This is a genomic window from Ruegeria sp. AH7 (assembly GCF_056541325.1).
Genome location: NZ_JBQFYF010000002.1, coordinates 156,829 through 181,262 on the forward strand (window position 1 = coordinate 156,829; position 24,434 = coordinate 181,262).

At 56.2% G+C, this 24,434-nt stretch carries 20 protein-coding genes; 2 read left to right on the top strand and 18 right to left on the bottom strand.

The genetic code is table 11. The features are described 5' to 3' along the window. Window positions 1-30 precede the first annotated feature (30 nt). The 13 genes from ACR0JX_RS05245 to ACR0JX_RS05305 form a co-directional block, all read right to left on the bottom strand. On the bottom strand, window positions 31-2,442 hold the full coding sequence (locus ACR0JX_RS05245) for a ligase-associated DNA damage response DEXH box helicase (protein WP_480542031.1): 2,412 nt from the start codon (window positions 2,440-2,442) through the stop codon (window positions 31-33). 40 nt (window positions 2,443-2,482) lie between these two features. After that, complete coding sequence (locus tag ACR0JX_RS05250) at window positions 2,483-3,790, bottom strand: ATPase (RefSeq protein ID WP_170531017.1); 1,308 nt, start codon at window positions 3,788-3,790, stop codon at window positions 2,483-2,485. Window positions 3,791-3,906: 116 nt separating this feature from the next. Further along, on the bottom strand, window positions 3,907-4,452 hold the full coding sequence (locus tag ACR0JX_RS05255) for a prepilin peptidase (protein ID WP_480542033.1): 546 nt from the start codon (window positions 4,450-4,452) through the stop codon (window positions 3,907-3,909). Beyond that, window positions 4,453-5,307 carry a tetratricopeptide repeat protein gene (locus tag ACR0JX_RS05260; protein ID WP_170531013.1) on the bottom strand — a complete coding sequence of 285 codons (855 nt, stop codon included), beginning with the start codon at window positions 5,305-5,307 and terminating at the stop codon, window positions 4,453-4,455. 29 nt (window positions 5,308-5,336) lie between these two features. Next, the gene (locus tag ACR0JX_RS05265) at window positions 5,337-5,918 is read right to left on the bottom strand and encodes a tetratricopeptide repeat protein (RefSeq protein ID WP_480542974.1); all 582 of its coding nucleotides are present in this window, start codon (window positions 5,916-5,918) and stop codon (window positions 5,337-5,339) included. A 7-nt stretch (window positions 5,919-5,925) separates the two neighbouring features. Further along, on the bottom strand, window positions 5,926-6,903 hold the full coding sequence (locus ACR0JX_RS05270) for a type II secretion system F family protein (protein ID WP_480542035.1): 978 nt from the start codon (window positions 6,901-6,903) through the stop codon (window positions 5,926-5,928). Between the two features lie 10 nt (window positions 6,904-6,913). Next, on the bottom strand, window positions 6,914-7,882 hold the full coding sequence (locus ACR0JX_RS05275; RefSeq protein ID WP_170531007.1) for a type II secretion system F family protein: 969 nt from the start codon (window positions 7,880-7,882) through the stop codon (window positions 6,914-6,916). A gap of 11 nt (window positions 7,883-7,893) precedes the next feature. Continuing rightward, window positions 7,894-9,330 (bottom strand): TadA family conjugal transfer-associated ATPase, encoded by a 1,437-nt coding sequence (locus tag ACR0JX_RS05280; RefSeq protein WP_480542037.1) that lies wholly within the window; start codon window positions 9,328-9,330, stop codon window positions 7,894-7,896. Window positions 9,331-9,354: 24 nt separating this feature from the next. Next, complete coding sequence (locus ACR0JX_RS05285; protein WP_480542039.1) at window positions 9,355-10,590, bottom strand: CpaE/TadZ family protein; 1,236 nt, start codon at window positions 10,588-10,590, stop codon at window positions 9,355-9,357. Between the two features lie 202 nt (window positions 10,591-10,792). Beyond that, window positions 10,793-11,416, bottom strand: a complete 624-nt coding sequence (locus tag ACR0JX_RS05290; protein ID WP_480542041.1) for an OmpA family protein — start codon at window positions 11,414-11,416, stop codon at window positions 10,793-10,795. A gap of 16 nt (window positions 11,417-11,432) precedes the next feature. After that, the gene (locus ACR0JX_RS05295; protein ID WP_480542043.1) at window positions 11,433-12,806 is read right to left on the bottom strand and encodes a type II and III secretion system protein family protein; all 1,374 of its coding nucleotides are present in this window, start codon (window positions 12,804-12,806) and stop codon (window positions 11,433-11,435) included. Between the two features lie 192 nt (window positions 12,807-12,998). Further along, entirely contained in the window at window positions 12,999-13,877 is an 879-nt protein-coding gene (gene cpaB / locus ACR0JX_RS05300) for a Flp pilus assembly protein CpaB (protein ID WP_480542045.1), read from the bottom strand. Between the two features lie 907 nt (window positions 13,878-14,784). Next, window positions 14,785-15,012 (bottom strand): Flp family type IVb pilin, encoded by a 228-nt coding sequence (locus tag ACR0JX_RS05305; protein ID WP_480542047.1) that lies wholly within the window; start codon window positions 15,010-15,012, stop codon window positions 14,785-14,787. A 353-nt stretch (window positions 15,013-15,365) separates the two neighbouring features. Here ACR0JX_RS05305 and ACR0JX_RS05310 point away from each other — a divergent pair, with 353 nt between their 5' ends. Then, window positions 15,366-16,232, top strand: coding sequence for a lytic transglycosylase domain-containing protein (locus tag ACR0JX_RS05310; RefSeq protein WP_480542049.1), 867 nt, complete (start codon window positions 15,366-15,368; stop codon window positions 16,230-16,232). A gap of 44 nt (window positions 16,233-16,276) precedes the next feature. Here the strand turns inward: ACR0JX_RS05310 and ACR0JX_RS05315 are convergent, their stop codons facing one another. From ACR0JX_RS05315 to tldD, 5 genes are all read right to left on the bottom strand, one after another. Further along, window positions 16,277-16,903 (bottom strand): 3-oxoacid CoA-transferase subunit B, encoded by a 627-nt coding sequence (locus ACR0JX_RS05315; RefSeq protein WP_480542051.1) that lies wholly within the window; start codon window positions 16,901-16,903, stop codon window positions 16,277-16,279. After that, complete coding sequence (locus ACR0JX_RS05320) at window positions 16,903-17,607, bottom strand: CoA transferase subunit A (protein WP_353013719.1); 705 nt, start codon at window positions 17,605-17,607, stop codon at window positions 16,903-16,905. The genes ACR0JX_RS05315 and ACR0JX_RS05320 overlap by 1 nt, the downstream gene beginning before the upstream one ends. A 91-nt stretch (window positions 17,608-17,698) precedes the next feature. Beyond that, window positions 17,699-20,317 carry a type I DNA topoisomerase gene (gene topA / locus ACR0JX_RS05325; RefSeq protein ID WP_480542053.1) on the bottom strand — a complete coding sequence of 873 codons (2,619 nt, stop codon included), beginning with the start codon at window positions 20,315-20,317 and terminating at the stop codon, window positions 17,699-17,701. Between the two features lie 152 nt (window positions 20,318-20,469). Next, window positions 20,470-21,603 carry a DNA-processing protein DprA gene (dprA, locus tag ACR0JX_RS05330; RefSeq protein ID WP_480542055.1) on the bottom strand — a complete coding sequence of 378 codons (1,134 nt, stop codon included), beginning with the start codon at window positions 21,601-21,603 and terminating at the stop codon, window positions 20,470-20,472. 236 nt (window positions 21,604-21,839) lie between these two features. Next, window positions 21,840-23,261: a metalloprotease TldD gene (gene tldD, locus ACR0JX_RS05335; RefSeq protein WP_480542057.1), complete on the bottom strand. Its 1,422-nt coding sequence runs from the start codon at window positions 23,259-23,261 to the stop codon at window positions 21,840-21,842. A 176-nt stretch (window positions 23,262-23,437) separates the two neighbouring features. On the opposite strand from tldD, the gene coxB reads away from it, so the two are divergent. Then, on the top strand, window positions 23,438-24,349 hold the full coding sequence (gene coxB / locus ACR0JX_RS05340; RefSeq protein WP_353013711.1) for a cytochrome c oxidase subunit II: 912 nt from the start codon (window positions 23,438-23,440) through the stop codon (window positions 24,347-24,349). The last annotated feature ends 85 nt before the right edge of the window (window positions 24,350-24,434 follow it).

Here is a 24,434-nt window from a genome sequence, read left to right on the forward strand (position 1 = left end):
TTTGCCTGTTTCTGTTCAATGCGCAAGGGGTTACAGCTGGTTCAGCCCGGCAGCTTCCAGCAGCCGTGCGCTTTCTTCTGCAAGCAACCGTTCCTCGGCCGCGCCTTTGACCGGGATCTTTCCAACCTCCAGAAACAGAGGCGCAGCCAACGGTGTGATACGGTCAAGCCGCAGCAGATCAATCCGATCTCCGATCCGTGCGACCATTGCCTCGATACGTCCAAAATCAACCAGCCCGCGCATAGCCTCCTCTCGGGTGATCTGCATCAGCAGATGGTCGGGGTCATATTTCAATAGCGTGTCGTAGAGGATATCTGACGAAAACGTGGCCTGCCGTCCGCTTTTGCGTTGCCCGCCGGTGTTGCGTTCGATCAGGCCGGCGATTGTGGCCGAGGCACGAAAGGTGCGTTTCATAACGGCATTGCCAGCCAACCATGTGTCCAATCCCTGTCGCAAAGCGTCGAGTTGGAAAAGAGGGCTGGGATCGGTCACCGCATCCAAGCCCCAGATCAAAGTTGCGTAATCCGTTGCAACAAAACCCAAGGGCGCGAACCCGGTTTCTTCCATGCGTTTGGTGAGCAGTAAGCCCAAAGTCTGCTGGGCATTGCGTCCAGCGAAGCCGTAAACGCATAGGTGCTCTCGTCCGTCGCTTGGAAAGCTCTCAATCAACAGGCGATCACGTTGGGGCAATCGGGATATGTCCCTCTGCAAGGCCAACCAGTCTGCAGTGTGACGAGGCAACTGAGGCCAATCGGGTTGTGCGAACATGCGCAGGATGCGGTCGCTCAGTTGGGTGGAGGTAGCAAATTTCGTCCCTGCGAAGGTGGCAATTTTGGGTTTCTTATCAGCACGACGGCTGACCTCGACCACCATCTCACGCAGCCCCTCATAACGCACGATCTGACCGCCAATCAGAAAAGTATCGCCGGGGGTGAGAGAAGCTGCGAACGCCTCTTCAACCTCGCCCAGAGGTTTGCCGCCCCTGTTACGCCTCAGCCGAACCTTGAGCGTATCGGTATCCTGAATGGTGCCAAGGTTCATGCGGATACGTGCAGCGGCGCGGGGGTCGCGCAACTGCCACCGCCCATCAGAGCGCTGTTGTAGTCTCTGCCAGCGGTCATAGGCGCGCAGGGCGTAGCCCCCGGTGGCGCAGAAATCCAGACAGGCGTCGAATTCCGGGCGGCTCAGATCGGAAAACGGCCCGGCGGACGTCATTTCCGTGAACAGCGTATCCGCATCGAATGGGCCCGCGGCGGCCGCAATCAGGATGTGTTGGCACAGCACATCGCGGGGCCCTGCGCCGCGCGGGTCGCCGTCCAGTTCATGCGCCTTCGCAGCCTCTAGCGCGGCGATGCATTCCACCACTTCGAACCGGTTGGCGGGCACCAGAAGCGCCTTGGACGGTGCATTGTAGCGATGATTTGCCCGTCCGATCCGCTGCACCAACCGTTTGACATTCTTGGGTGCGCCGATCTGGATGACCAGATCAACATCGCCCCAATCGATCCCCAGATCCAGAGAGCCGGTGCAGACAATGGCGCGCAAATCACCGCGTACCATGGCAGCCTCAACACGTTCGCGCTGTTGGCGGTCCAGACTACCGTGATGGATGCCGATGGGCAGGCTGTCTGCGTTGGCAAGCCAGAGATTGTGAAAGAAGATTTCCGCCTGCGCGCGGGTGTTGTGAAAGATCAAAGTTGTTTTGTGTTGGCGGATTTGATCCAGAACAGCCGGGATCGCATAGGCTGCCCCACCGCCGGACCAGGGGGGCATTTCGTCTGTTTCCAGCATCGCGATGTCGGGATCCGGGCCGGGATCGGCCTGAATGATCCGACACGGGCCGGGATGACGCGCCAGAAAGCGGGCAATAGCCTGAGGGTCCTCAACCGTTGCAGATAGGCCCACGCGACGTAGGTCCGGGCACAGGGTTTGCAACCGCGCCAGTGCCAGCATCAACTGATCTCCGCGCTTGCTTTCGGCGAGGGCGTGGATTTCATCGACGATCACACGTTGCACCCCATCAAACATGCGCGGCGCATCCTCATATGAGGTTAGCAAGGCTAGGCTTTCCGGCGTCGTTAGCAGAATATGCGGTGGGTCCGCACGCTGGCGTTTCTTCTGCGTGGCCGAGGTGTCGCCGGTGCGATCTTCGATACGGATAGGCAGGCCGATCTCGTCGACCGGGGAACGCAGGTTGCGTTTTATGTCCGCCGCCAAGGCTTTCAGCGGTGAGACATAGATCGTGTGCAACCCGCTATGTGCGCCTACGGCCAGCTCAGCCAGAGACGGCAAAAACCCGGCCATTGTCTTGCCGCCCCCGGTAGGGGCGATCAGCAGCGTCGCCGGATCACGCGCCCGGTCGAACATGTCTTGCTGATGGGGGTGGATGGACCAGCCTTTGGCCGAAAACCAATCGGCGATCCGGGCGGGAATCTGCGTCATAGGTGCAGATTAACCGCCCTCGTGCCGGAATGGCACGGCGTTATTTGACGATTTTCTCGTCCTTGACGAACATGTTGGCCCAGGCGCGGTCAATCAGGTCGGGGCTCATCTGATAGGGGATGCCCTCGAATTCGCAGATCGAAATCATCTGATCGATCAGGAAGATCGGCTGATAGTTCGCATAGATATTGTCGATGGTCGGGTATTTGACCTTCAACAGGTGAACCAGAGCGGCCTCATCCAGTGGCATGCCGCGTTTGCGGGCCACCATGGCGAAGATTTTCAGGAAGTTCTCTTGGTTCGGGCCATCAATTTTGATCTTGAAGAAGATCCGGCGCAGGGCCGCTTGGTCGAAAATCTCGTTCGGGTGGAAGTTGGTCGAGAAGATGACCAGCGTGTCAAACGGAACCTCGAATTTCTCACCCGATTGCAGGCCCAGAATATCCTTGTTCTCTTCCAGAGGAACAATCCAGCGATTGACCAGAGCCTGCGGCGGTTCCGCCTGACGGCCAAGGTCGTCCACGATGAAGATGCCGCCGGTCGATTTCAACTGCAACGGGGCCTGATAGGTCCGTGCGGTGGGGTTGTAGACCAGATCCAGCATGGACAGCGACAGTTCACCACCCGTCACAACGGTGGGGCGTTCGCATTGTACATAGCGCGAGTCAAACCGCTTGCGGCGGCGCAAGCTGTTGGGATCGTCGGCTTCCTGCTCGATCGCGGTGTGCACGATCGGGTCATAGACGGTGATTACCTGACCAGCATATTCGATGGCATAGGGCACATAGACATTGTCGCCCAATGCATCGCGGATACCGTTCGAGATCGAGGATTTACCATTGCCCGGAGGGCCATACATCAGGATCGAGCGGCCTGCGCTGACCGCAGGGCCAAGATGGTCCAACAGGCTGTCAGGCAGGACCAGATGGCCCATCGCGCCGACCAATTGCTCACGCGTGACCTGAATGTTGCGGATCGACTGGCGTTTGACCTGCTCGCGGTACACATCAAGCGGCACGGGCATCGCGCCGAAATACTCCGACTGGCTCAGCGCATCCAGCGCACGGGCCTTTCCTGCGTCGGTCAGCTGGTACCCCATCTCGTTGCCGCTGTTCGCGTTCAGGGTGCCCGTGGCTTCCAGCAGTTTCTGCTCGCGCGCGATGTCGATTAGTTCCTGTGTGACAGCGCCGGGCAGGCAGATTGCCTCGGCTACTTCCGACACGGTGCTGGCATTCTTGCGAAAGACTGTTTTCAGCAGGATGTCCCGCATCATCACCAGCGGAAGCTGCATTTCGCCCAATCCCTTAGGCGCAGGAGGGGCCATCACGGCGGAGGTTTGCATATTCATGCGCGGCGCTCGTCTATCCTGAAATCACACACATGCCCCCATAGGGGCCACTTGTGGGAAATCTGGCTCAGCTTTGTGGCGGGACCAAGGCAGCGACATGGCGCACAGATGATAGTTTACGAACCGTAAACAGTGCCCAAAATCAGATACATGACCAAAGCCCCTGCCAGAGCGAGGCCCATCGGGAACTTCTTACCGCGATCCCAGCTTTCCCAATGAGGGGCGATGGTGCGCAGTCTGGTGTGGCGGGCCAACCGGTGAGTGGCAACGGCGCCCAGCACTGTTGCCAGCAAAATCGCGATCAGAACGCCCAGGTCTTGTATCCAGACGAAGGGTGCTGCCGCGGCCAGAAACTTAGCATCACCCGCGCCGAAGGCACCGATGGCATTCAAAAGAATGCCCGCAACCAGCACAATGGGCAGATGCAGCAACTGCCAGATATATGGAGAGAGGGCGACCGGGAAGGGGCCTAGCGAGCCACTGATTGTGCCGGTAGACCAAGGGGGCAGGGCAATCAACCCAACAACCACATAGACAAAAGCCAGAGCCACAACCGCATGGTTCTTGATTTTCATATCGCGCATGTCGGTAAAGGCGACATACAGGCAGATCGGTAGGATGAACGGCAAGAACCAGATCGCCGCGCGAACAGGAATTTCCATTTAGGTGGAACTCTCAAGCGCGCGCAGAGATCTGACCGCTTCGTCAAAATGCTGTGGATGAGTCGAGATCGCCTCGCGGAACAGGTTCTTCGCGGTATTGATGTCGCCCTGTTTGACAGCTGAAATGCCCATCGTGTTCAACAATTGTGCGCGTTCGATCTGCGACATGGGCACAACAGGCAGGCTGTAGTTCCCCTGTGCCGAGCGGGCAAGAACCAGATTATTCTTTGCTGTAAACAACGAACTATCCTGCCGAACGGCATCGGAAAACAGGCGCTCTGCTTCCGCATACTGGCCGCGGGTCAGTTTAGAATAGCCCCAGTTGTTCATGACGCTGCCAGGACGAGTCGTCAGACCCATGGCTGTTTCATAGAAATGATCAGCGCGTTTCCATTCTTTTCTGGAATCGGCCACAACAGCCTCAAGACGATAGCGCTTGAAGGTTTCATAGGTCGGGGGAACTGAATCCAACACAGATTTGGCCTGCGCCCAATCGCCATTTCGAACCAAAGCGTCCGCATATTCGACTTTGTCTGAGCTGTTGGTTCCCTTCATGGTCGTTACCCGTTTCCAGGCAGCGCTTGCTTCGGTGGTACGTTTTGCCCGACCCAGTGAAACGGCCAGTCCACGCTGCAGATCGATCCGGTTGGGGTTCTTGGCGGCGGCACCCTGAAAATAGGTCACCGCTTCGTTGGGATCTGAGGCGTTCAGAAGAACGTCGTTCAGGTTGGTTTCGTCAATGACGTTCACTTCCTGAAACGTGCGTTCAACCCGCTCTTCGGCAGATTCTTTTTCGCATGCGGATAGAATAAGCCCGCTCAGAATGAGTGACGGAATCAAGAATTGTTGGCGCATTTTTGCGTCCTTTACTGCTCTTGCCTCGGTTACTGGATTTTGCGCAGCGTAAATTGCCCGTCGCCGCGCTGTTCCAGCGTATATTCTTGTTCTTGTGGAGTAGTATTAACAGGATTTTCCATTTTTGCGAGTGCTAAGCGCAGATTGTCCCGAATTGCGTCACTTTCGCCATTGTCCAGGGCGAAGGCACGTTGGAAGACCTGCGCGGCTTCGGGGTATTTCTGCTGCTCCATCAGCAATACGCCCAGATTATTCCAGGCCACAGGCCATTCGGTATCATCTTTAACCGCGCGTCGTAGCAAAGGTTCTGCCTGACCCAAACGCCGCAATCCAAGATTGGCGGTTCCCATCGATGTCAGGACTTGCGGCGTCATCCCCTGTTCAAGCGCGGCGCGGCTGAAACTTTGCAGGGCAAGTTCATATTCCCCTGCGGCCATCAACCTGTTGCCCGTCGCGATGTTGTCGCTTGTTTGACCATCGGGGTCGATGCCCGGCGCGTCCAATCCGTTGGGTTTACCAAGTTGATCACAAGAAGCCACGGTGGCTATCACCACCGTGGCTTGAAGCAGTCGGCGAAGTCCAGATCGGACGCACCTGGGTTTTGTATTCATTAGCGCTTTATCCGCGGCCAAAGCTCGAAATGACATTTGCAGAGGGGCCAACCAAAATGATCAGCAGCGGTGGCACCGTCAACATCATTGTGACCAGAGTCATTTTCGTAGGCAACTTGTTTGCAGCCTCTTCAGCGCGCATTACCCGTTTATCGCGCATCTCGCCGGCATAAACCCGCAGGGCTTCGGCGATTGAAGTACCAAATGTTGCCGATTGGATCATAACGGTAACAAAAGAGCTGACATCCTGAACTCCGCAGCGTGTACCAAAATCACGCAGGACCGTATCCTTGTCCTTACCGGCTTTCATCTCATACGCAACGACTTCGAATTCTTGCGCAATGTCCGGGTAAGAGGATTTCATCTCAGCTGCGACACGCACAATCGCCTGATCCAGTGATTGCCCGGCCTCGACGCAGACCAGCATAAGGTCAAGCGTATCGGGGAAACCCGATGTTATCGCCTCTTGCCGTTCGGCGACCCGTCGCGTGATCCAGTACTTTGGGATCATGTAGCCAATGCCACCAGGCAAAAGTACGCGGATGATCTGTTGTTGGCTGGTGTATTCCTGATCCCCTGCCAACACCGTGATCAGCAGGACGCCCAGAACGATACCAGTGATTCCAAGTGCGAACTGCGCAAAGTGAAAGAAGCGAACAGCATCTTTTGATTGATAACCGGCTTGCCGCAGTTTCAGCTGAACTGCGGAATATTCTTCCTGGTCCTTGGGTTCCAGAAAAGTGGCAAACTTTTCAAGTTGTTCGTTCTGGCTGCCATGCCGCAGCTTGTCTTTTTTACCCTTCTTCGCAGCCTTGGGGGCGGCGGTCGAGCGCTGAAGCTTTTTCAACGGGTCTTCGGGCTGGCTCAACATCAGCGAAACGGCGACGCCGATCAGCACAAGGCCCAGAATGCCCACAACGATCAGTGGGCCAAACTCACCAAGGTTCGCGGTGAGCATATCGTTGATACTGGTCAGAAATTCCATGATACCGCCCTCAGACCTTAATGTTGGTGATGATCTTCATGACGATCAGATTCAGCGTCAGCAGGATGCCAACGACGAAACAGGCCGGAATGAACCAGGGGTGATCCAGAACCTCGTCGTAATAGCCGGGGTCTTTCACCAGGATAAACACCAGACAGGCGATTGGGAAACCAGACAGGAACTTACCAGACCATTGCGCCTCGGCCGTGATGGCTTTGACCCGGCGGAACAGGCGGAAACGTGCGCGGATAACCTGTGCGAGACCGGCCAGAATTTCTGCGAGGTTACCGCCCGATTGCTGTTGAATGCCGACAGCAACGGCGAGGAAGCGCAAATCCTGCATATCCAATCGTTCTGCCATGTCTTTCAGCGCCTCGCCCACATCGCGGCCATAGGCGCATTCATCTGCGATTACACCGAATTCAGTTCCCAGCGGGTCCTGTACTTCGTTAGAAACCACCTGAATTGTCGAAACAAACGGGTTGCCCACACGCAGGGATCGGACCATCAGTTCGACGGCATCTGGCAGCTGCTCTTCAATCAGGCTCATCCGCTTCTTGGCTTTGTGGTTCACCCAAGCGTAGACACCGCCAATACCGATCGCGATTGAAATCGCGATGCGCAGGGTGATCTCTGTAGCGGTACCAATGCTCAGCCCCATAAACGCGACAACAGAGACCAAGCACATGATCATGATCAACTGCCGTGGCGAGAACGCAATCGCCGCCTTTTGCGCTTTGTCTGCAAGCAATGAATACAGAGGGATGCTCTGCGATTTCATATGCTGCTGCATTTCCTTGCGCAGCTGTTCAAGTACCTGTTCGCGCCCGGCGCCTTTTTCCAGCATATCCAGTCGACGGTTGACCCGGCTGTTCAGGCTGATGGATTTGCCGAACGCGACAAGATAGATGCCTTCAACTAGGGCAAGGACCCCCACAAATATGGCGACATAGATGATCGCCTCCATAGGCACATTCATACTAAGCTCTCCTACACTGTGGTTGGGTCGTAGATGGACGCAGGCAGGTCAAAGCCCCACAAACGGAACCGTTCCGAATAGTGGCTGCGTACACCCGTTGCAGTGAAGTGACCGATAATCTTGTTGTCAGGTGTCAATCCAACGCGTTGAAATCTAAAGATTTCCTGCATCGAAATAACATCACCTTCCATACCGGTGATCTCGGTGATTGATGTCATGCGACGCGAGCCGTCCTGCAGGCGGCTGGCCTGCACGATCAGGTTCACAGCGGATGAGATCTGGCTGCGGACCGCTTTGATCGGCATCTCAATGCCGGCCATTGCGATCATGTTTTCTAGACGCGAGATGCCGTCCCGTGCCGAGTTGGCGTGAATCGTCGTCATTGACCCATCATGACCGGTGTTCATGGCCTGCAGCATGTCGATCACCTCGGCGCCACGCGTCTCGCCAACGATGATGCGGTCAGGGCGCATACGCAGGGCGTTTTTTAGACAGTCGCGCGGGCTGACCTCACCCTTACCTTCCACGTTGGGTGGGCGGCTTTCCATCCGGCCCACATGGGTCTGCTGCAGCTGAAGTTCCGCCGTATCCTCGATGGTAAGGATGCGTTCGGCATCGTCGATAAAGCTGGATAGCGCGTTCAGAGTGGTCGTTTTACCAGAACCCGTACCGCCCGATACGATCACATTCAGTCGGGTCGACACTGCGGCCTGCAAATAGGCGGCCATCTCTTCGGTAAACGCGCCGAAATTGACCAGATCGTCAATGCCCAGCTTGTCCTTTTTGAACTTACGGATGGAAACCAGCGAACCGTCCACCGCAATTGGTGGCACCATAGCATTGAAGCGCGATCCATCGGCCAGACGGGCGTCAACATAGGGGTTGGATTCATCAACTCGACGACCCACGGCGGATACGATCTTGTCGATGATCCGCATCAGGTGCTTTTCGTCCTTGAAGGTAATGTCGCTGATTTCCAGCTTGCCGGCGCGTTCCACAAATATCTGTTGCGGGCCGTTCACCAGAATATCGTTGACAGTGTCGTCCTGAAGCAGCGTTTCTAATGGGCCAAGGCCTGTGACTTCGTCATAAAGTTCTTTGTTCAGTTGGGTCCGGTCTTCGCGGTTCAGAACAATACTACGCGCTTCAAGAACTTCGCTGGCAATCGCGCTGATCTCTGAGCGCAGTTCAGATTCATCAGCGTTTTCCAGTGCAGCAAGGTTCAGGTTCTCAAGCAATTCACGGTGCAGCTCGATCTTGATTTCGCCCAGGCGTTCCTTGCGCTTGCGATCGCGATCAACACCGTTCGCCTCTGCCGCTTTTTTCTGAACCGGTTTTCTTGCGATGGCATTTTGTGCGGGGGTATCTACAGGTGCTGCCGGTGCGGGCGCCTTAGCCGGTGTCTGCACCGGCTGCGCTTCGGACGATTTCTTGTATCTTGAAAACACGGCTGATCCCCCCTTTGGGATGATTTATGCGGCCTCAGCGTCGCTGCTGCCCAGGCTGTGGAGTGATTTTGCCAGCTTCGCGATTTCGCGGCGCAACGGGTTCTTGGCCGCAGCGTTGGCAAGTGGCAGACCGTGGTCGCCACTTTGCATCACGGGTTTCCCGCCATCCGGCAGTTGCAAATCGATGGAAATTCCAAGGCTTTCGCCCATGCGTTTTACGCGACCTTTACCATTCAGATCGGTGAATTTCGGGGCCCGGTTCAATGCAAATCGCAGCTTGTTGAATGGCAGTTCTTCGGCTTGCAAGGCCCGTTTCAGGCGCAGCGCGTTCTGAGCGGACCGCATGTCCAACTCGATCATGGCAAAATAGACATGGGACGCCTGCAATACAGTTTCCGACCAGTGAACCAAGGTTTTCGGCATGTCCACGATGACATAGTCGAAATGCTTGCGTGCCATGTCGATGACGCGCTGAATGTCTTCCGGTGTGATCAAATCCAGTGGAACCATGTCTGCCGGTGCGGTCAGAACCTGAAGCTTTTCTTCATATGTCTGAAGTGCTTGCGAGAAGACTTCATCATCCATAGCGGCTGTATCGGACAGCATCTCGAACACAGTTTCGCGGCGCGGCAGGTCAAGATAAGTTGAAACTGTACCGAATTGCAGATCCAGATCGATCAGGCAAACCGTCGGTGCGTCCTTGTCAGATACGTTAGCAAGTTCCCAGGCCAGATTCACGGCCATGGTTGTTGAGCCGACACCCCCGGCCAGACCATGGACAACGAACATCGCGCCTTCTTTGGCGTCGCCCCCCGCCAATGGAACTGCCGCTGCTTGTGCAGCAGCAACCGGATCTGGCTGGTTCATACGCTCAATTGCTTCTTGCAATTCACCCTCGGGCAGAGGGTATGGCACAAACTCATCCGCGCCTTTGCGCAAAAGCTGATGGAGCGATGCGGGTGTCACATCCTCGGCGATCAGCACCACTTTGATCTTCTTCTCCTTCGCCTGGGTGATGATTTCACCCATCAGAGAAAGGTTGTCTTCGTCTTCGCCGTCGATGGCCAAAGCCACGAATTGCATGGAATCTGCTTCGGGCTGACCGAAAAACGCCAAGGCTTCGGCAAAACCAAGATCGCCCCAACGCTCACCCAAAGCGGCTTCCATATCTTCGATCAGCAGATCGAAGTTTTGGACGTCCCGGCTGATCGTGCAGGCCAGGATACCGGTGTTGTTGTCTTGCGGCGTCGCGCTGGTCATACAAACTACCCTCGTTGAGAGAGGCCAGCATCTCTTGCGGACGAGATCACGCCGATTGATTTGCTGTCGCCCCTAAGCGGTCAATTCAGGCCGCAGGTCACCCAATTGTTGACAATGTCGCTGTGAAGTTGGGCAAGAATTTGGCGCAAAAGAACCAATTGTAGGGAAATAGGCGACGATGTCGCCTATTTCGGGTGTATTATCAACCGTCGGCTGAGGTGCTGGACGTCTCTTCAATGTAGCTCGGCCGCGTCGCGCTTTCGACATATTCGCGATAGATGACCTCGGCATATTTGCCATCCAGCAGCTGTGATCTGCCATCTGCAAAGCCAGAAACTTCGGTCACTGTACGGCGGTTTCGCCGATCACGATTCGGCGTGTCAATCAGGGGTCGCGTTTTCCCAAACGATACCACAGCTTCAAGCCGTGAGCGCGAAATTCCTTGTTGCACCAGATAGTTAACAGCAGCTTGCGCACGGCGCAGGCCAAGGCTTTGGTTATAACTGGTCGATCCCACGGCGTCGGTGTGGCCATAGACGCGGAAACGCGCCTCGGGGAACTGTTTGATCCAATCGGCCTGACGCTGCAGAACACTCTGTGCCGACGCGTCCAGTTGTGCGCTGTTGAAGGCAAAGTTGATCTGAACCGGAACGTCTGAGGCGAATCGGCGGCTCAGGATCTGTGCAAAGGTCAACTCGCCATTCATGACCTGGATATTGTTGAGCGTTGCGTTGCCGTATGCGCCCTGGTCGAGCTCATATCCCGCCTCGCGTGTACAGGCCGAGATGGCGACTGTGAGACCCAGGGTGATAATCCACTTGTTCATTGGTCTATCCTCCTCATCAATCCAGAACGTAGCCGTAAGAGCTGCCAAAATCCTGTTTGGCAACCTCGGATGCAGCACCTGTACCTTGGCGTTCCGTACGCGCAACACGGCCCGTGACGAACAGGTCAAAGTCGCTGGGTGGTTTGACGCGATCAGTTGGCAACGCAAGGGCTTCGCCGCGTGTCGGGCTGACCAGATGCGCAGTCACGATGATGACAAGCTCGCTTTGTTCGCGCTGATAATCAGCACTGCGGAAAAGCGCGCCCAAGATCGGAACATCACCCAACCACGGGATCTGGTTGTTTTGATCGGTGAAGTTGTCCTGAAGCAAACCTGCGATTGCAAAGCTTTCGCCATCGCGCAGCTCAATGGTTGTCTTCGCCAGACGCGTGATAAAGCTGGGCACAATGTCACCATTGATCGTGAAGTTCGAACTTGTATCAATCGCCGAAACAGCCGTACCCATTTCCAGGTTGATCAGGTCACCGTCCACAACGCGCGGAGTGAACTTCATCTCAACGCCGAACTGTTTGAATTCAATTGCAACGACCCCATCGTCTTGGGGTACCGGAATTGGAACCTCTCCACCCGCAAGGAAGGATGCTTCCTGCCCGGATAGTGCCGACAGGTTGGGTTCAGCCAGATTTCGCACCAGGCCTTTTGTTTCTAGCGCTTGAAGCAAAACATTGACCTGTGCCGAACCCACACCGAAGCCGAACAGCAACGTACCGTCTTGCACCGCAACAGGAGGAACAAGGTTCTGAGGGTTGAAACCACCTGAAACGTCTCCGCTCGCGAAGGAAAGCGATGAGGAAAGTTGTTTCGCAACCGAGCGGTTCATTTCGGCAAAACGGACTTTCAGCATAACCTGTTGAACGCCGCCAACCGACATCAGGTTGGAAACGCGTTCAGGTGCGTAGCGCTCTGCCAGTTCAAGGGCGCGTGCCAGTTTAGCTGAGCTTGAAACTGTGCCCGACAATACAATGCCGTCATTGGCTGTGCGAACCTCAATCGGTTCTGACGGCAGGATCTGACGCAGACGCTCTTTAAATTCCGTCACATCGGGTGCAACGCGAACGCGCACATTCGCCAACAGCATGCCGGCGCCGTCAAACAGCGTCAGAGTTGTCATGCCCGGTGTCTTACCCAGAACATAGATGGTCCGGTCTGAAAGCGACGAGATATCCGCAATGCCCGCATTGGCAATGCTGAGTTCGGCGAACGGCTGTTCGCTTTCCACAACGATTGCGCGGTTCATCGGAACATCCAGTGTTTCCACTGTGCCTTTTTTCACCACGCGAAGGGTTTCGGCCCAGGCGGCATCGCCGACCGGGCCCATAACAAGCGATAACCCCAGCAGGGTTGCGCTGATCCAGGAACGTATTGTCATGTGACCTGCCTCTCCGATCACGCCTCGTTTTTTTGGGTCTGATGCCCTATGGCTAAGACAGTGCGCGAAAACCGAATTTATTGCAATAATCAATGGTTTCTGGAATTTTGTTTATGTGGACAATAGGCAACAATGGAAAAATTCAGGCCGCGCTTTATGCGCGGCCTGAACCGGTAACGTTCTGAATTGACGTTAGTTTGTGCAGGGAATCTGGGTTTCAAACGTGTCGCCACCGCGTCGAATGCGCGTGGTGCAGACCTGCTCTTTCGCTTTTTCCGGGGCAGGCGCGATTTCTTCGATGCCCAATAGCTTTCTTTGGTCAACTTCGATTGCAGATGCGACTGATTCATCCTGCACGCCAACAAGTGCCAATGATAGACGACCCGTGTTCTGAGCTTGGGCAAGCGCCGCGACTTGCTCGGGTGTGGCAGCAACCGTCACGGTTCGCGCGATTGTCGTTTGCGACACGTCTGAACCCGCAGTTTGGTCGACAGCAATCAATTGGATGTTTGATTGAATCAGACGTGTAATACCACCGGCTGACCCCTCGGCAGTGCCGCTTGAACCTGTCCAGTAGATATCAACGTTATCGCCCGGGCGCAGGAACCCGGATACGCCTGATGCCACGTCAACGCTAATGGCGAAAGCGCGCATGCCTTTTTCCAAACGCGATGTCAGGCCAGCCTTTTCGCCCGGCTCAGTAACTTTAACTGCCAGAATCGCCTCGTCTTTTTCCATGGTGCGAAGGACAAAACGCTCCTGCGGTCCGATCTCCGGAAACAGGACCGCCATCTCGGTGAAGGTGCCTTCGGGAATCGCGTTTTCGGGCCAATCGACGGCGCGAACGTCCTCTGGTGTCAGAGCTTCGCCGTACTTCAGCGGCCGATTCGACACGTAAACAGTTACAGTGGGGATGACATCAACCTGAGCATTGGCCAGCGCCTCGGCTGCCGCCAGCTTCTGACGGGCAAGCTCGTTCTGGTACTCGGCAATATAGTTGCGCGCCATGTAGACGGCACCCCCTGCCAGAGCCACCCCGACAATCAGAACAAGTCCGAATACCGCTCGCATATTTGTACCTCACTTTTTTGCCGGTCGACTGGTTGGCGACAGTATCACTAATTTTAAACAGCATAATCCCTACAGAGCAATTGTGTCGAAATATGGGACAAATTGGCCAATCGCTCGGGAATCTTAACACTGTTGCATTGGAAGTGTTCTGAGACCTGCCGTAGAAATTCAGTCTCTCTTTGAAACGAAAACGCCGCGCGCAGTATGCGACGGCGTTTGTCTTTTTTGTATTAATGAATACCGTCTATTAGGTTCAACCGCCGCCCGAGCTTCCGCCTGATGAGGAACCACCGCCGGAAGACGAACCGCCACTCGAACTCCCACCGGACGATGATCCACCTGAAGAGGAGCCGCCAGCCGTACCAGCAACCGTGAGGCCGCCAGCGTTGTTGTTGTCACCGGTGCTGACGGTTGAGGAAGTAAGCGCAGTATTCACGTTTCCGCCATAACTGTTCGTCGCTGAGGCGATCGCCAAGTACAAGGCCGAGCCGATTCCAATTATCAGGGCCGTCAATACCACCCAGTCAACTGTGACGGCGCCGTTTTCGTCACGTGAAAACCGTCTGATGAACTTGTACATCTCACCTCTCCGAGTCCGTGGTCTAGCGCAGCCTAAGCATGGGTGCAGGCCGCATATGCTGCAGTTCTGAGATCATTTTTGCGTGACATCAATGGCGGAAATAGGGCCAAAGATTGCGCATAGCGCCATAGTTTGTGGATTGCCGCCCAAAGTAACACTGCAGGCTATAATTGGGGGATGGTTGTTCTGGCAAGCTGCGAATGCAATTTACTGGCAATCAGCATCTGGCTTTTTGCTACGCGACCGGAATCCACTGGAAGAACCTCAAAAACAAAAAAGAACCGCGCCTGGACAGGCGCGGTTCTAAATCAAATGTTAAGCGTTCGCTTAGTTGCTGCCTGCTGTGGTCACACCACCTGCGGCAGTGTTGCTGCCGGTCGAGATGGTTGCGCCGTTCAGGGCGGTGTTGACGTCAGTCGCCAGGCCGGTCGCGCCAGCCGAAATCTGCTGGTATGCAACGGCTGCCAGGCCGATGACTGCTGCGGTCAGAACAACCCAGTCAACTGTTACTGCGCCGTCTTCGTCTTTGCGGAAGTTCTTGATGAACTTGATCATGTTACGTCCCTCCTAAAGGATCTAATAAAGTCTGTTGAACCTTGGCGTCTTTCAGAGCTTTCTCTCTCAGTCCGCTCCAGTCCGTCTCGGTATGGGCTTATGTTTGACGGGTACGCATGGCAGGAATTGGGCCAAACCGATATTTTTTTCCGTTTGATTTAACTTTTTTGATACGAATTACGTAACTATCAGATAATAAATGAAAAAAATATTTATTGGCACCCTTTTCACCGTGGCGGGCGGTGCAAAAAAACGCCAAATGAGGCGAAATTGCCCCAATTCGCTTTGTTTTTCTGGCCTTGCGAGACGTTTTGCGGTTCAACTTCCGAAAAAAGAGAGCATGAGGCAGGCAAATGAATCTCCGGGACGCACTTCAATGCGCCGGTGTGTTGGTGTTCTTAACCGTTAGTGTTGCGCCTTTAGGGGCAACTGAACGCGAACCACGCGGTGTATATAAACGGATCAAGGCGCCGAAACCCGGTGAACGCCCGCGCGTGACCGTGCAGATATCTCCACAAGAGCATGCCGCCAGACCATCCGCGCCAAGTACAGGGGCCGAACTGATCGTGCCCGAAGTCATCAAGAAAGCCAAAGTTCCGCCAGCGATCACGCCGGATGCAGGTGTCAAAAGTAACCCCAAAGGTTCATACAAAGCATTCTGGGATCGGATATCGCCGGAATTGGCGCAGGCTCGGGCTGGCCGATTGGAGGACGCTATCCAGGCCCTGTCAGCAACGAGTATCAAATCCCCCAGGCTTCAGACTTTGCAGAACATTGCACAACAACAGGGCGTGGATATCCTGCGCTCGACAGTTGGCACAAATGTCTCGCCAGCCTTGGTGCTAGCTGTGATTGCAGTTGAATCAGCGGGTCGTGCGGATGCTGTCAGTTCCGCTGGGGCGCAGGGATTGATGCAGCTGATGCCCGCAACTGCAGCGCGTTTCGGCGTGAATGACAGTTTCCAGCCGGATCAAAACATCTCTGGTGGTGTGAAGTATCTGAATTGGCTGATGGAAGAGTTCGGCAATGATCCGATTCTGGTTCTTGCTGGATACAATGCGGGCGAGGGTGCCGTTAGAAAACACAGCGGTGTGCCGCCCTATGCTGAAACACGGGACTATGTGCCTAAAGTTCTGGCAGCGTTTCAGATCGCGCGTGCGCTTTGTTCGACACCACCTGATCTGATCTCTGACGGTTGCGTGTTTCAGACCACCAACTAAAAAGGCCCGCCACTCCGAGCGGGCCCTTGGCTGAACACGATTGTTTAATCGACGATTTTAGCCTGAGTCGCAGCGCGCATGTCGTCTTCGCTCACACCATCCGCGAGTTCGACGATCTTCAAACCATCCTCGACAACGTCCAGAACGCCCAGGTTGGTGATGATGAGATCAACCACGCCTTTCCCGGTCAGCGGAAGGGTGCATTCTTTCAGAACTTTCGAGTCACCGTGTTTGTTGGTGTGATCCATCACAACGATGACACGTCCAACACCGGCCACGAGGTCCATCGCGCCGCCCATGCCCTTGACCAGCTTGCCAGGGATCATCCAGTTGGCCAGATCGCCTTTCTCGTCCACCTCCATCGCGCCCAGGATCGCCGCGGCAATTTTTCCGCCTCGGATCATGGCAAAGGATGTGGCGCTGTCGAAGTAGGATGTGCGGGACAGTTCGGTGATCGTCTGCTTGCCTGCGTTGATCAGGTCTGGGTCTTCTTCACCCTCAAATGGGAAGGGCCCCATGCCCAGCATGCCGTTTTCGGATTGCAGGGTGATGTCCTTATCCCCCACATAGTTCGCCACCAGCGTCGGAATGCCGATGCCGAGGTTCACATACATGCCGTCTTCCAGCTCTTCCGCTGCGCGCGCGGCCATCTGATTGCGGTCCCAGGGCATTATGCGTCCTCCTTCTTGCGGGTGGTGCGCTGTTCAATGCGCTTTTCGTGGCTGCCCTGAATGATGCGATGCACATAGATGCCGGGCAGATGGATAGAATCCGGGTCCAGTGAGCCGCGCGGAACAATCTCTTCCACTTCGGCCACACAAATCTTGCCGCAGGTTGCGGCGGGAACATTAAAGTTGCGAGCGGTCTTGCGGAACACCAGATTGCCAGTGTCATCTGCCTTCCAGGCCTTCACAATGGCCAGATCGGCAAAGATGCCTTCTTCAAGGATATATGTCTCACCGTTGAAGTCCTTGTGCTCTTTCCCGTCGGCGATCACGGTGCCCACGCCGGTTTTAGTGTAGAAACCGGGGATGCCAGCACCACCCGCGCGCATTCTTTCGGCTAGCGTGCCTTGGGGGTTGAACTCCAGCTCCAGCTCTCCGCTCAGATATTGGCGCATGAATTCGGCGTTCTCGCCGACATACGAGCTGATCATTTTTTTGACCTGCTTGGTCTGCAGCAGGATGCCGATTCCGAAATCATCCACACCGGCATTATTCGAAGCAAAGCTCAGGTCTTTGACACCCGAATCCTTGATCGCCTCAAGCAACAACTCTGGAATGCCGCACAGGCCGAATCCGCCCGCCGCAATCAGCATGCCATCCGACAGCACTCCGTCGAGCGCTTCAGAGGCATTGGCATAGACTTTCTTCATGGAAAACTCCCCCAATGACATGGTGATGGGCAGGTTGTGCCGCCACGTCATTGGGAAGTCAATGAAACCAAGGGGGTGGTGGTATTTCTACCTACCCGGCCGCCTTTTTGGTGGTCTTCTTGGTGGCGGCCTTCTTTTTGGGTGCCGCCTTTTTCTTGGTGCCTTTCTTGGCTGCGCGCTCGTTGACCAGTTCAACGGCCATTTCTTGCGTCACATCTTCGGGCTTGATGTCTTTGGGGATTGTCGCATTGACCTTTTCCCACTTCACATATGGACCATAGCGCCCGTCCAGCACCTGCATCACACCGCCATCGGGGTGCTCGCCCAGCTCTTTCAGCGGTTTTGCAGCGGCGCGGCGCCCGCGACCCGGATTGGCGCGCTTTTCGGCCAACAGTTCGACGGCACGGTTCATGCCGATTTCGAACACATCATTTGGGTCTTTGAGATTGGCATAGACCGGCTTGGCCTCATCGGCCAATTGATGCATCAGATATGGTCCGAAGCGACCGAAGTTTGAACTGATCATGCCACCCTCGGGGTGCTCGCCGATCTGGCGGGGCAGGGACAACAACGTCAGGGCCTTCTCAAGGTCCATGTCGTCCTTGCTCCATCCACGCGGCAGAGAGGCGCGCGGGGGCTTCTTATTCTCAGGCGTCGGTTCGCCGCGTTGAACATAAGGGCCGAACCGTCCGGATTTCAGCCAGATCTCATCACCTGCGTCTTCACCCAGTAAACGTTCATCACCTTCTGCGCCTTCACCAGCGATGGGTCGTGTGTAGGTGCATTCGGGATAGTTGCCACATCCAACGAACCCGCCCGTGCGAGAGGTTTTCAGATGCAATTGCCCAGTCCCGCATTTTGGGCAGATACGCGGATCTGACCCGTCTTCGCGCGGTGGATACAGCTGAGGCGCAAGCGCTTCGTCCAGCTTGTCCAGCACTTCGGAAATCCGCAACTCTGACGTCTCGCCAATCGCAGCCGAGAAATCACGCCAGAACTTGCCCAGAAGGTCCTTGTAGTCGCGGTCTCCTGCGCTGACGTCGTCCAGTTCCTCTTCCAGATTGGCCGTGAACTCATAACCCACATATTGGCGGAAGAAGTTCAGCAGGAAGATTGTGACGATCCGGCCCTTTTCTTCGGGGATCAGCCGGTTCTTGTCTTTGCGCACATATTCGCGGTCCTGAATCGTGGTCACGATCGAGGCATAAGTCGAGGGTCGCCCGATCCCCAACTCTTCCATGCGCTTGACCAATGTGGCCTCGGTATAACGTGGCGGAGGTTGGGTGTGGTGCTGCAGCGCCAGAACGGATTCGTTATCGGACAGGATGGCAGCCTTGTCTTCTGCCTTTGAAGCCTGACCTTTTAGCGAGGTTTTGGCAAATGGCGCCGGATCGCCCTGCATGATCTGTGGCAGGCGCTTTTCGTCATCATCGGCAACGTCGTCGCGACCTTCCTCATAAACACGCATGAAGCCGTCAAACAGAACAACCTGACCGGTGGCGCGCAGGCCCACCTGTCCATCGTCGCTGCCGATCTCAACCGTGGTTCGTTCAAGGCGTGCCGCCGCCATTTGGCAGGCGATCGTGCGTTTCCAGATCAGATCATACAGTTTGCGCTGATCCTCGTCGGTGACTTTCAGAGCCTTGGCATCGCGCGTCATATCCGTTGGTCGGATACATTCATGCGCTTCCTGTGCGTTTTTGGCCTTGTTTTTATACATACGTGGGCTGTCCGGCACGTATTCGCTGCCATACCTTTCGGCTATGGTGTCGCGCGTGGCAGCCACGGCTTCGGGGGCCATATCGATGCCGTCGGTCCGCATATAGGTAATGTAGCCCGCCTCATACAGCCGCTGCGCCACTTGCATCGCGTGACGCGCACCCATGCCGAATTTGCGGCTGGCCTCTTGTTGCAGGGTCGAGGTCATGAAGGGCGCGCTGGGGTTGCGGGCTGCCGGTTTCGCCTCGACCGAGGTCACACTGAGTGCACGGCTGGTGATCGCCTGAACCGCCAGTTCCGCCTGCGTGGCATTGGCCAGATCGTGTTTGTCGAGCTTTTTACCCGCTAAGGTGACCAGACGCGCCTCGTAGGTCTGGCCCCGTGGGGTTTCGAACAGCGCCCGGACCGACCAGTATTCGACTGGCTTGAACGCTTCGATCTCCATCTCGCGTTCGACGATCAGGCGCAGACAGACAGATTGCACGCGGCCTGCCGACCGGGCACCCGGCAGTTTGCGCCACAGAACCGGAGATAGGTTGAACCCCACAAGATAGTCCAGCGCGCGGCGCGCCAGATAGGCCTCGACCAGCGGCATGTCGACCTGGCGTGGGTTCTGCATTGCCTCGGTCACGGCCTCTTTGGTGATGGCGTTGAAGGTTACCCGGCTGACAGGCGTGTCTTTCTTGATCGAGCGGCGCTTGGTCAGTGCTTCTTGCAGGTGCCAGCTGATCGCCTCGCCCTCACGATCCGGGTCAGTGGCAAGGATCAGCGCATTATCTTCTTTCAAGGCGTCGGCGATGGCTTTGACATGTTTGCGGCTGTCATTGCCGACTTCCCATGTCATAGAAAACTCATGGTCCGGATCGACCGATCCATCCTTTGGTGGCAGGTCGCGAACGTGCCCGTACGAGGCCAAAACCGTGTAGTCCGGACCAAGATACTTATTGATGGTTTTGGCTTTGGCCGGAGATTCTACAACAACTACGGGCATTTAAGATGAATCCTTGCTCGACAGACTTTGCGCGTTTTATGGCCGTGCAAGATGTGTGCGACAATATCGAATTGTCAATGCGTTCCTTTGGCGTCTAGGCTGATGCGCGGTTTCTCATCGCCCCACACGGTCTGAGCCAGCAGGTTCGTCGGTTAACTGGCCAATGACAACAGCCCGCCGGGCTGGCGTTGAATCCGCCCTTCCAGCTCCAGATCAACAAGGACCGGGCCAATCTCGCCCGCGCTTGCGGCGATGTCGCGGATCAGCTGGTCTTCGGCTATGGGGGACGGGCCCAGGCGCAGCAATACCTCATCATGCAGGGCAGCTGAATTGGCGGGGGCAGTGGGGATTGTTTCGCCCCTTGTTTCGTCTTTGGGGAACAGTTTGGGTTGCTGTGGCGGCAGCGCGTCGATCACATCTTCGGCGGATCTGACCAGCGTCGCCCCGTCTCGGATCAACAGATTGCATCCGGCGGCACGTGCATCGAACGGGTGCCCGGGCACTGCAAGAACCTCACGGCCTTGGTCTAACGCGTCCCGGGCCGTGATCAGGCTGCCGGATTTTGCAGCAGCTTCGACCACAACAACAGCCTGAGCCAGCCCTGATATGATCCGGTTGCGGCGCGGGAAGTGCCGCGCCTGTGGTGTGACGCCGACGGGTTGCTCGGACAGTCGTAGACCCTTGGCCGCAATGTTTTGGGCAAGTTCCGTGTTTTCTGCCGGGTAGACGACATCGACACCCCCGGCCATGACAGCGATTGTCCCTGTTTCAAGCGCTGCTATATGCGCTGCGGTATCGATGCCGCGCGCCAAGCCCGACACGATAATATGGTCTTTTTGCCCAAGCTCTTTCGCCAATCCGCGCGCCATCCGCGCGCCAAGTGATGAACAGTTGCGGGCCCCAACCATCGCAATTGCGGGTTTATGCAAAAGTGAAACATCGCCAATTGCCCATAGCACCGGCGGGGCATCGTTCAGATCGTTCAATGCCTCTGGAAAATCAGCGGCCCCAAGGCACAAAAGCCGCGCTTTGGCGGCCTTTGCGGCCTTGAGCTCCGCCTCAATCACGCCGGGGGGGCAGATTTCATACCCGTCTATTCCGGCAGCGCGTGCCATTTCCGGCAGCGCGGCCAGCGCATTCTGCGCCGAGCCATGTTCACGCAGCAGCCGACGAAATGTTGCGGGGCCAACCTTGCGTGAGCGCAACAGACGAAGCCAGGAAAACCGGTCCTCTTCCGTGGTGGGTGGGAGTGGGGGGTGATTGGAAGAAAGCTGCTCTTCGGTCATCCGATGCTCCGCCTGATTGCAAAACTGGTTTACGTCAGGACGGGTTAACAGCCTGTAAATCGATGAAAATTTGCTGCGTTTCGATCGCAACTACTAGCGCAATTCGCCGCTACTCATTTGATAATAAACCACAAATTCATGCGAGTATTCAGTGCGCATTTAGCTGACCACCCAAAATACGCAGCCACGCGGGAAGGCTGCATTAACCTCGAATAGCCGGAAATGACGATTCCGACTCAGGTGGCAGAGCCGCCAATGGTCAGCCCATCCATCAAAACGGTCGGCTGTCCGACCCCCACAGGAACCCATTGACCATCTTTGCCACAGGTGCCCATGCCCGGATCCAGCGCCATGTCATTACCCAATCCTCGGATGCGTTTCAGGGCCGAAGGGCCGTCTCCGATCAGGGTGGCGCCTTTTACCGGAGCGCCGATTTTGCCGTTTTCGACGCGGTAGGCCTCGGTGCACGAAAAAACGAATTTGCCATTGGTTATGTCCACCTGACCACCGCCAAAGCCGACGGCCCATATACCATCTTTGATATCCGCGACCAAAGCAGCCGGATCGTCCTGGCCCCCGAGCATGATGGTGTTTGTCATTCGTGGCATCGGTTTATGGGCATAGCTTTGGCGACGTCCATTGCCGGTTGGCGCGACTCCCATAAGGCGTGCGTTCTGGCGATCCTGCATGTAACCCGTAAGGATACCGTCTTCGATCAGCAACGTGCGTGAACTTGGTGTGCCTTCATCATCCACGCTGATTGAGCCGCGTCGATCTGCGATAGTGCCATCGTCCACAACAGTCACACCCTTTGACGCAATCTGCTGTCCCATCAGCCCCGCAAAAGCCGAGCTGCCCTTTCGATTAAAATCACCTTCGAGCCCATGACCAATGGCTTCGTGCAGCAAGATACCCGGCCAGCCGGGTCCTAGAGCGACGTCCATGACACCAGCGGGGGCGGGTATCGCTTCCAGATTGACCAGCGCAATCCGCAAAGCCTCGCGTGCCTTGTTCTGCCAGTCGGCGGGATCGATCAGCCCGCTTAGGCCAACGCGTCCGCCGCCGCCAGCTGAGCCGCTTTCGCGGCGACCGTTTTGCTCGACGATGACCGAGATGTTCACCCGAGTCATCGGACGCACGTCGCGCACCTGTATGCCGTCGGGGCGCAGAATTTCGACCTCTTGCACGGTTGCCGCGATTGTGGCGCTGACTTGTACAACGCGCGGGTCCAACCCCCGGGCAAAGGCATCAATCTCGCGCAGCGTGTCGATCTTTACAGGAAAGGTGGCGGATTCGATCGGATCCTCGTCCGTGTAAAGCCGAGTGTTTGTGGCGCGCGGGGCCTCGGCCAGCGCCCCGCCACCATCGCCGACAGCAAGGCGCGCGGTCTCGGCTGCACGCTTCAGAGCAGGGATCGAAACATCCGTAGAATGCGCGTAGCCGGCCACTTCGCCTTGGACCGCGCGCAAACCAAACCCCTCAGATGCATCATAAGATGCGGTGCGCAACCGCCCGTCATCAAAAACAAGCGATTCCGATTTTCGGCGCTCAACAAATAGCTCTCCGTCCTCGGCCCCGGCGGTTGCCGATTGCAAAACTGCCAGCGCTTCGTCCTGCGGAAGTGCGCTTTCAAAGGGGCGAAACGGGGCTTGAGTCATGGGTTGGAACCTTTCGGGTTTGATCCAGATCAAAAATAGCGTCTGTTTGACGCAAGCATTTTGCTTTATCTACCCGACGGAATATGGTTTTTAACGCGGCCAAAGACAACGGGAGAGGTGCGACCGATTCACACCTTTTCGCGAGAGACGCAAAGATCAAACGATCAGGACAGAACATGAAGAATGCTTTGATGCTTTCGGGGTTGATGACAGCCCTCTCCAGCCTTCCCGCCATGGCTCAGGACCTTGAGATCATTGGTAAGCCGGTCGATGGCGGCCTTGGGTTCCAGCCCGCGGCGACCAGCCTTGCGGAAGGCATTCACAGGTTGGACAACATGATTCTGGTGATCATCACCGCAATCTGTATCTTTGTGGCGGCTCTGCTTGTCTATTGCATCGTGCGCTACAATTCGCGCGTCAACCCGACCCCGGCGCGCTTTTCGCACTATACCCCGGTCGAGATTGCATGGACCTTGGGCCCCATCATTATACTGGTCTTTATCGGTGCGTTTTCGCTGCCGGTTCTCTTCAAACAGCAGGAAATTCCCGAAGGCGATGTTGTGATCAAGGTTGTGGGCAATCAGTGGTACTGGACCTACGAATATGTCGACCACGACTTTGCCTTTGACAGCTACCTGCTGGGTCACCCGGCGACCCTGGACGAAGGTGCTCGCCCCGCAGATGCGGATGTCACGCCGTTTGTTCTGGATGATGCAATGCGCGCGAAGCTGGCCGATTCCGGATATAGCGATGACGAATGGTTGCTGGCAACCGACACTGCCGTGGTCGTTCCGGTAGGTAAGATCGTTGTCATGCAGGTGACCGCATCTGACGTGATCCATTCCTGGACGATCCCCTCTTTCGGCGTGAAGCAGGACGGTGTGCCCGGACGTTTGGCTGAACTGTGGTTCGAAGCCGAAAAAGAAGGCGTCTACTTTGGCCAGTGCTCGGAGCTCTGCGGCAAGGACCACGCCTATATGCCGATCACCGTAAAGGTGGTCAGCGAAGAGGCATATGAAGAGTGGCTTAAGGGTGCCATTGATGAGTATGCGGGGCTGCCGCAAGCTTATCAGGTGGCCTCGAACTGATAGCCATCTGGGTGGGGTAAGCCCATCCGCCATGAACGATCAGGCTGCGCGGACCATCGTGCTGCCGTCGCCCTAAAGGACCTGA